The following is a 1535-nucleotide window of genomic DNA, read 5'->3' on the forward strand; positions in this document are numbered from 1 at the left end:
CGTGGCGGCGGCGGTCGCGGTGGTCGTGATGGTCACCGCGGTGATCGTGCCGGCATCGGCGGCTCGTGCGCAGGCGGCCGCGTTCGACCTGCAGGCACACGCCGGCGGCCGGGGACAGGCGACCGGAGAATCGTTGCGCGCCTTCGCGAAATCACTCGAACTGGGGGTCAGCACACTCGAACTCGACATCAACGTCACCGCGGACGGGCAGCCGCTGGTATGGCACGACCCGGTCATCGAGCCCGAGCAGTGCAGCGATACCGGCCCGGCGTTCGCCGGCGACCCGGCGTATCCCTACGTCGGGCGCGCGGTGCACGAGCTCACCCTGGCGCAGATCCGCACGCTGGACTGCGGCAAACCCAACCCGCAGTTCCCCGACGCGGAAGTGGTGCGCGGCAACAAGGTTGCGATCTTGCCGGAGGTCTTCGCGCTGGCGGAGTCCTACCACGCCTCGGGTCCGGACGGGATCCGCTACAACATCGAGACCAAGGTGGCCGCCGATCGCCCCGAACTCACGGCCAGCCCGCAGGAATTCGTCGACGTGATTCTGGCCGCGGTCAGGTCCGCGGGGCAGACCGGCCGGGTCGAGATCCAGAGTTTCGACTGGCGGACGCTGCCTCTGGTGCGCCACGCCGAGCCCTCCATTCCGTTGGTGGCGTTGTGGGATCGGCAGACCTGGGCCCCGGACTCGCCGTGGTCGGCCGGCATCAACCCGGCCACGGTCGGCGATCCGATGGTCGCCGCCAAGCTGGTCGGGGCCGACATCCTCTCGCCCGTTAGCACTTTGGTCAATAAAGACTTCGTCGACCGCGCCCACGCGTGGGGATTCGGGGTCATACCCTGGACGGTCGATCAGGTGCCCGCGATGCGCGAACAGATCGCCGACGGCGTCGACGGCCTCATCACCAACTACCCCGCCCGGCTGCGCGGCGTGCTGGCCGAGCTGGGCATGCCGCTGCCGCGCCCCTACCGTCGGGCACCCTAGACGGCGGGCGAGCCCACTCAGAGAGAAGGCGTACGCTGGGGACCGCGCGTTTCTTGGTCCGCCGGTACCTGTGGACTGGGTCTCGCTGCACAACCCATCAGCCAGATGGCGCTCGCGCCAGCGTCTGGTACGAATCTGCGGGTGTGACGGTACTCACCGTTCGACTGTCAAGCGGCGGTTGAGCGTTCGCGTGCCCGAGCGTCTGACGATTCTTACCCGCTTAAGTAGTTCGGGTAGCATCCGGCTCAAGGGTCAATTGTGGGGTCGAGAAGTATCAATCCTGTTGGGGGACATCGTGAGTTTGAATCCATTTGACGACGACGCCGGCACCTTTTTCGTCTTGGTCAACGACGAGGAGCAGCACAGCCTCTGGCCGACTTTCGCCGATGTCCCCGCCGGCTGGCGAGTGGTTTATGGCGAAGCCGATCGCGCCGCCTGCCTGGAATACGTCGAACAGAATTGGCCCGACATACGGCCGAAGAGTCTTCGCGAGAGATTGGCGCAGGCCCGGGGGGTTTGATCGGTCAGCCGTCTCGATTTGGGGGGTCAG

2 protein-coding genes are annotated in these 1535 nt (G+C 66.7%); both read left to right on the top strand.

Annotation, left to right across the window (positions count from 1 at the left end; translation table 11 throughout):
• Nucleotide 1 precedes the first annotated feature (1 nt).
• Nucleotides 2–985 carry a glycerophosphodiester phosphodiesterase gene (locus G6N48_RS21705; protein WP_372511363.1) on the top strand — a complete coding sequence of 328 codons (984 nt, stop codon included), beginning with the start codon at nt 2–4 and terminating at the stop codon, nt 983–985.
• Nucleotides 986–1280: 295 nt separating this feature from the next.
• The gene (locus tag G6N48_RS21710; protein WP_085270389.1) at nt 1281–1505 is read left to right on the top strand and encodes an MbtH family protein; all 225 of its coding nucleotides are present in this window, start codon (nt 1281–1283) and stop codon (nt 1503–1505) included.
• Nucleotides 1506–1535 lie beyond the last annotated feature (30 nt).

The organism is Mycobacterium parmense (genome assembly GCF_010730575.1).
GTDB classification, from domain to species: Bacteria; Actinomycetota; Actinomycetes; order Mycobacteriales; family Mycobacteriaceae; genus Mycobacterium; species Mycobacterium parmense.